This is a genomic window from Brevundimonas sp., assembly GCF_032107865.1.
Taxonomy (GTDB): domain Bacteria; phylum Pseudomonadota; class Alphaproteobacteria; order Caulobacterales; family Caulobacteraceae; genus Brevundimonas.
Window position 1 is genome coordinate 1 of the sequence record NZ_DAMCNG010000155.1, and the last position, 6649, is coordinate 6649.

A 6649-nucleotide genomic window follows, 5' to 3' on the forward strand; every position below is an offset into this window, starting at 1 on the left:
CTGTCGTGACGACGCCGATCACTGCAACGCTTCCGCCCCTGTTCGCCGACTGGTTCGCCGGTCGAGGCTGGTCGCCGCGTCGGCATCAGCTCGACATGGTCGCGGCGGCGCAGGCCGGGCAGCACGCCCTGCTGGTGGCGCCGACGGGCGGCGGCAAGACGCTGGCGGGCTTCCTGCCCAGCCTGATCGATCTGGCCGAGCGGGGGCCAAGGCCGCAGACGGGGCCGGGGTCGGGCGTCCACACCCTCTATCTGTCGCCGCTGAAGGCCCTGACCACCGACGTCGAGCGCAACCTGATGACGCCCATCCGCGAGATCGGGCTGAACATCCACGTCGAGAGCCGCACCGGCGACACCAAACAGTCGAAGAAGCAGCGCCAGCGCGACTTCCCGCCCGACATCCTGCTGACCACGCCGGAGCAGCTGGCCCTGTTCTGCGCCTGGGAAGGAGCGCGGTCTTATTTCGCCCACCTGAAATGCGTGGTGCTGGACGAGGTCCACGCCATCTGGAGCGGCAAGCGCGGCGACCTGCTGGCGCTGGGGCTGGCGCGGTTGCAACAGTTCGCGCCGGGAATGCGGCGGGTGGCGCTGTCGGCGACGGTGGACGATCCGCAAAAGATCGCCGACTGGCTCTCCCCTTCTCCCCTTGTGGGAGAAGGAATTCGCATCGTTCTCGGCGATCCCGGCGCCCCGCCGGTGGTCGACGTTCTGGTTTCAGAAGGGCGCGTGCCCTGGGCGGGCCACACCGGCGTCCACGCCATCCCCGAGGTCTATGACGCCATCAAACAGGCAGGCCTCAGCCTGATCTTCGTCAACACCCGCTGGCAGGCCGAGTTCGTGTTCCAGTCGCTGTGGGCGATCAATGAGGACGATCTGCCCATCGCCCTGCACCACGGCTCGCTGGCCGCTGAGCAGAGACGCAAGGTCGAGGCGGCGATGGCGCGCGGCGATCTCAAGGCCGTGGTCTGCACCTCGACGCTGGATCTAGGCATCGACTGGGGCGACGTCGATCTGGTCATCCAGCTGGCCGCGCCCAAGGGAGCCAGCCGTCTGGTCCAGCGCATCGGCCGCGCCAATCACCGGCTGGACGAACCCTCGCGCGCCCTGATGGTCCCCGCCAGCCGCTTCGAGATGCTGGAGTGTCAGGCCGCGCGCGAGGCCGTGGCCGAGAACGCCTTCGACTGGGAGCCGGAACATACGGGCACGCTGGATACGCTGGCCCAGCATGTCATGGGCTGCGCCTCTTCGGAGGCCTTCGACCTGCCCGACCTGTTCGCCGAGGTGACGACGGCCGGTCCCTATCGCGGCCTGACCTATGAGGCCTTCGAGGAGGTGGTCGATCTGGTCGCCACCGGCGGCTATGCGCTGCGCACCTATGACCGCTTCGCCCGCATCGTGCGCACCCGCGACGGCAAATGGACCGTCCGCAACGCCCAGATGGCCCAGCGCCATCGGATGAACGTCGGCGCCATCGTCTCGGCCGCCAATCTGAATGTGCGCGTCGCCGGGCGGCGTGCGGGCGGCAAACACCTGGTCGCAGGCCGTAAGATCGGCGAGGCCGAGGAATGGTATTTCGAGCAGATGACGCCCGGCGACACCTTCGTCTTCGCCGGTCAGGTGTGGGCCTTTCAGGGCATCGTCAAGACGGACGCCCTGGTCTCGCCCGCCGTCGATAAAGACCCAAAGATCCCCTCTTACGGCGGCTCGAAATTCCCGCTGGGCACCTCTCTGGCCGAGCGGGTGCGGCGCATGGTGCAGGACCGCGACCACTGGCGCGTCCTGCCGCCCGACGTGCAGGAGTGGCTGGAGCTGCAGGAGCTGCGCAGCGCCATCCCGGAAGCCGAGACCCTGCTGGTCGAGACCTTTCCGCGCGGGACGCGGCATTTCATGGTCGCCTATCCGTTCGAGGGGCGGCTGGCGCACACGACCCTGGCCATGCTGCTGACGCGGCGGCTGGACCGGATGGGCGTCGGGCCGCTGGGCTTTGTGGTGACGGACTATTCGCTGGCCATCTGGTCGATCCGGCCGATGGACGGCCTCGACCTGGACGCCCTGTTCGAGCCGGACATGCTGGGCGACGATCTGGAGGCCTGGCTGGAGGAGAGCTTCATGATGAAGCGCTCCTTCCGCAACTGCGCCCTGATCTCGGGCCTGATCGAGCAGCGCCAGCCGGGGGCGGAGAAGACCGGGCGGCAGGTGACGTTTTCGACCGACCTGATCTACGACGTTCTGCGGCGTCATCAACCGGACCACCTGCTGCTGAGGACGGCGCGGGCGGATGCGGCCACGGGCCTACTGGACGTGGCGCGGCTGGGCCAGCTTCTGAGCCGCATCCACGGCCGCATCGTGCACAAGTCGCTGGACCGGCCCTCGCCCTTCTGCGTGCCGGTGCTGATGCAGATCGGGCGCGAGCGGGTCGGTGGCGACGCCGCCGAAATGATCCTTGATGAAAGCGCCGAGGCCCTGATCGCCGAGGTTATGGAAGACGCACCCGAAGCGCTGAAGGGGGCCGCGTGAACGCAGCTCTGCGCGCAACCTTGTCGCCGTTCCGGCATCCGTGCGGCGGGCTGAAGCTGACGGTCAACGGCGAAACCTGCGTGCTGCGCTGTTCCGGCGCCCTGTGGCTGCCGCAGCATCAGACCCTGATCGCCTCGGACCTGCATCTGGAGAAGGGTTCGGCCTTCGCTGCGCGCGGACAGATGCTGCCGCCCTATGACAGCCCTGCCACCCTGGCCAGGCTCGAGGCCGAGATCGAGGCGCTGGACCCGCGCACGGTCGTCCTGCTGGGCGACAGCTTCCATGATTCAAAAGCGGTGTCGCGCATGGACGGCGCCCAACTGACGCGACTGGAGACGCTGGCCGCCGGTCGTGACTGGGTCTGGTTGGAGGGCAATCACGACCTGGACGCTCTGAGCGACGCGCTGGCCAATCCCTTCAAGCGCCTGCCCGGCCGGGTGGTCGAGACCCTGGCGCTGGGCGGCCTGTTCCTGATCCACGAGCCGCAGGTCGAGCCTACGCCGGGCGAGGTCGCGGGCCATCTGCATCCCGCCGCCCGCGTCGTCGCCTATGGCCGGGGCGTGCGTCGTCCCTGCTTCGTCACCGACGGGCGGCGACTGATCCTGCCCGCCTTCGGCGCCTTCACCGGCGGGCTGGACGTGCGCGACCGAGCGATCGCGAGCCTGTTTCCCATCCCGCCGCTGGCCGCCCTGCTGGGGCGGGACAAGGTCCACGCCGTCGCCTTCGACCGCCTGAGCTGACGAAAGGCGACGGCGCGCTCAGCCTCAGCCGACGTGCGGCGTGATGATGCCCAGCGGCAGGGTGGTGACGTTCTTCACCCCGCGCGTGACGATATGGCTCTCGCAATTGGAGACGATGCCCAGCGTCAGCAGCTTGTCGCGCAGGAACTGGTCGAAGGCGTGCATGTCGGTGGTGATGATGCGCAGGACGTAGTCCTCGCGCCCCGTGATGGTGGCGCACTGCACCACTTCGGGCCAGCTTTCGACGGCCTGTTCGAAGATCTGCAGGTTGTCGCGGGTCGGCAGGCTCAGCTTGACGATGGCGTAGACTTCGAAGTCCAGACCCAGAAGACCGGCGTCCAATAGCGTGACACGCTTGCGTATCAGGCCAGAGTCCTCCAGTCTCTTGATCCGGCGCCAGCACGGCGAGGCCGACAGGCCGACGCGATCGGCGACCTCGGCGACAGACAGGCCCGCGTCCTGCTGAAGGATGTCGAGGATGCGCGCGTCGATAGGGTCGAGGTCATCGGCCAAAGGCTTTCTCCGAATTAGCTTTCTACGCAATAAAATACCCCAAAACGCCATTTGACAAGGGTATTTTTAGGAGAGCCAACAATCATACGCCATGCTATGCCCTCATCCATAAGGAAACGCGGCCGGTTCAACCGGACGGGAGGCATTGATGAAGAACACCCCGACGCTGTCGCTGCGCGTGCCGGAGCCTTCGGGTCGGCCGGGCGACACGCCTGATTTCAGCCACCTGAAGCTCGATGCGCCGGGCGCGGTCGACCGCCCGGACGTCAGCACGGCGCCGTCCGAGATGCGCGATCTCGCCTTCCGCCTGATCCGCGTGCTGGACGACGAAGGCAAGGCCGTGGGCCCGTGGGATCCTAAACTGGACCCTGAGACGATGCGTCGCGGCCTGAAGGCCATGATCCTGACGCGCGCCTTCGACGACCGGATGCACCGCGCCCACCGTCAGGGCAAGACCAGCTTCTATATGAAGTGCACCGGCGAAGAGGCGATCGCGGTCGCCCAGGGCATGATCCTGAGCCGCGAGGACATGGGCTTCCCCACCTATCGCCAGCAGGGCCTTCTGATCGCGCGCGACTATCCGCTCGCGACCATGATGAACCAGATCTATTCGAACGCCGAAGACCCCATCAAGGGCCGCCAGCTGCCGATCATGTACTCGGCCAAGGACTATGGCTTCTTCACCATCTCGGGCAATCTGGGCACGCAATATGTCCAGGCCGTGGGCTGGGGCATGGCCTCGGCCATCCGCGGCGACGACAAGATCGCCATCACCTGGATCGGCGACGGCTCGACGGCCGAGAGCGACTTCCACTCGGCCCTGACCTTCGCCGCCGTCTATCGCGCGCCGGTCATCCTGAACATCGTCAACAACCAGTGGGCCATCTCGTCCTTCCAGGGCATCGCCGGCGGGCTTGAGACCACCTTCGCGTCCAAGGGCATCGGCTATGGCCTGCCCGCCCTGCGCGTCGACGGCAACGACTTCCTGGCCGTCTGGGCCGCGACCCAGTGGGCCGAGGAGCGCGCCCGCACCAACCAGGGCGCGACGATCATCGAGCTGTTCACCTATCGCGGCGCCCCGCACTCGACCTCGGACGACCCCAGCCGCTACCGCCCCGGCGACGAGCATGAGAAGTGGCCGCTGGGCGACCCCATCGCCCGCCTGAAGCAGCACCTGATCGCGCTCGGCGAATGGTCGGACGAACAGCAGGAAGACGCCGAGAAGGAAGCGGTCGAAAAGGTCCGCGCCGCCGCCAAGGAATCCGAGGCCATCGGCACGCTCGGCCAGTCGCGCCCCAGCGTGAAGACCATGTTCGAGGAGGTCTATGCGACCGAGGACTGGCGCCTGGTCGAACAGCGCCGCGAAGTAGGAGTCTGAGTGATGGCCGAGATCAACGACAAGATTGAAGCCGACATGGTCGACCAGAAGAACGCCCCGGCGTCGGTCGCCCCGGATGCTCCCGCCGTCGCCGCGATGAACATGATCCAGGCCCTGAACTCGGCCCTGGACGTCAAGATGGCCGAAGACCCGACGGTCGTCTCCTATGGCGAGGACGCGGGCTATTTCGGCGGCGTCTTCCGCGTCACCGACCACCTGCAGAAGAAGCACGGCATGAACCGCAGCTTCGACGCCCCGATTTCGGAGTCCGGCATCGTCGGCACGGCCATCGGCATGGCCGCCTACGGTTTGCGCCCGGTCGTCGAGATCCAGTTCGCCGACTACATCTATCCGGCCTACGACCAGATCGTCTCCGAAGCGGCCAAGATGCGCTATCGCTCGGGCGGCCAGTTCACCACGCCGATGGTCATCCGCAGCCCCTACGGCGGCGGCATCTTCGGCGGCCAGACGCACAGCCAGTCGCCGGAAAGCCTGTTCACCCACATCGCCGGTCTGAAGGTGGTGATCCCGTCCAACCCCTATGACGCCAAGGGCCTGTTGCTGGCGGCGATCGAGGACGACGATCCGGTCATCTTCTTCGAGCCCAAGCGCCTGTACAACGGCCCCTTCGACGGCTGGCACGAAAAGCCGGTCAGCCCGTGGAAAGCGCAGGAACTGGCCCAGGTCCCGACCGGCAAATACATCGAGCCGATCGGCAAGGCCCGCGTCATGAAGGAAGGCGCCGACGTCACCATCCTGGCCTACGGCACCATGGTCTGGGTGGCGCTGGCGGGCGCCGAACATGCGGGCGTGGACGCCGAGGTGATCGACCTGCGCACCCTGGTTCCGCTGGACATCGAAGCCATCGAGGCCTCGGTCAAGAAGACCGGACGCTGCGTCATCGTGCACGAGGCGCCGAAAACCTCGGGCTTCGGCGGCGAACTGAGCGCCCTGGTTCAGGAGCGCTGCTTCTATCACCTGGAGGCGCCGGTGGCGCGCGTGACCGGCTGGGACACGCCCTATCCGCACGCCTTTGAATGGGAATATTTCCCCGGACCGCAGCGGGTCGCCGACGCGCTGAAAGCCGTCATGACCGGCCAAACATCAGGGATGGGTCGCTAAGATGGGTCGTTTTGTTTTCAAGCTTCCCGACGTCGGTGAAGGCACCGCCGAAGCCGAGCTCGTCGGCTGGCACGTCAAGGTCGGCGATACGGTCGCCGAGGATCAGATCGTCGCCGACGTCATGACCGACAAGGCCACGGTCGAGCTGACCAGCCCGGTCGCGGGCGTCGTCACCGCCCTGCACGGCGAGCCCGGTCAGATGATGGCCGTGCGCGGCCCGCTGGCCGAGTTCGAGGTCGAGGGCGAAGGCAACGCCGCCGCCGACGAACCGGCGCCTACGCCCGTCGCCGTCAAGGCCGAAGCGGCTCCGGTCGCCGCTGAGACGCCGAAGGCCGAGGCTGCTCCAGTCAGCGTCCCGGCCGCCGCCGGGGCCAACCACG

The 6649-nt window shown here is 67.2% G+C and carries 6 protein-coding genes; 5 read left to right on the forward strand and 1 reads right to left on the reverse strand.

The features are described from left to right. The first annotated feature begins 5 nt into the window (after positions 1-5). On the forward strand, positions 6-2516 hold the full coding sequence (locus RT567_RS12130; RefSeq protein ID WP_313576589.1) for a ligase-associated DNA damage response DEXH box helicase: 2511 nt from the start codon (positions 6-8) through the stop codon (positions 2514-2516). After that, positions 2513-3256, forward strand: a complete 744-nt coding sequence (gene pdeM, locus RT567_RS12135) for a ligase-associated DNA damage response endonuclease PdeM (RefSeq protein WP_313576585.1) — start codon at positions 2513-2515, stop codon at positions 3254-3256. Before RT567_RS12130 ends, pdeM begins: the two co-directional genes overlap by 4 nt. Before the next feature lie 24 nt (positions 3257-3280). On the opposite strand, the gene RT567_RS12140 is transcribed toward pdeM, so the two are convergent. Further along, positions 3281-3769: an Lrp/AsnC family transcriptional regulator gene (locus RT567_RS12140; protein ID WP_003166242.1), complete on the reverse strand. Its 489-nt coding sequence runs from the start codon at positions 3767-3769 to the stop codon at positions 3281-3283. Positions 3770-3917: 148 nt separating this feature from the next. On the opposite strand from RT567_RS12140, the gene RT567_RS12145 reads away from it, so the two are divergent. The 3 genes from RT567_RS12145 to RT567_RS12155 all read left to right on the forward strand — a co-directional run. After that, positions 3918-5147 carry a 3-methyl-2-oxobutanoate dehydrogenase (2-methylpropanoyl-transferring) subunit alpha gene (locus RT567_RS12145; RefSeq protein WP_313576586.1) on the forward strand — a complete coding sequence of 410 codons (1230 nt, stop codon included), beginning with the start codon at positions 3918-3920 and terminating at the stop codon, positions 5145-5147. A gap of 36 nt (positions 5148-5183) precedes the next feature. Further along, on the forward strand, positions 5184-6269 hold the full coding sequence (locus RT567_RS12150; RefSeq protein ID WP_409516173.1) for an alpha-ketoacid dehydrogenase subunit beta: 1086 nt from the start codon (positions 5184-5186) through the stop codon (positions 6267-6269). Between the two features lies 1 nt (position 6270). After that, positions 6271-6649 (forward strand): biotin/lipoyl-containing protein (locus tag RT567_RS12155; protein WP_313576588.1); only part of this gene is annotated, 379 nt, incomplete at its 3' end.

What these genes read in the sequence shown, in the direction of transcription:
- RT567_RS12145 (WP_313576586.1), top strand. Translation starts at nt 3,918, where the DNA reads ATGAAGAACACCCCGACGCTGTCGCTGCGCGTGCCGGAGCCTTCGGGT.
- RT567_RS12150 (WP_409516173.1), top strand. Translation starts at nt 5,184, where the DNA reads ATGGTCGACCAGAAGAACGCCCCGGCGTCGGTCGCCCCGGATGCTCCC.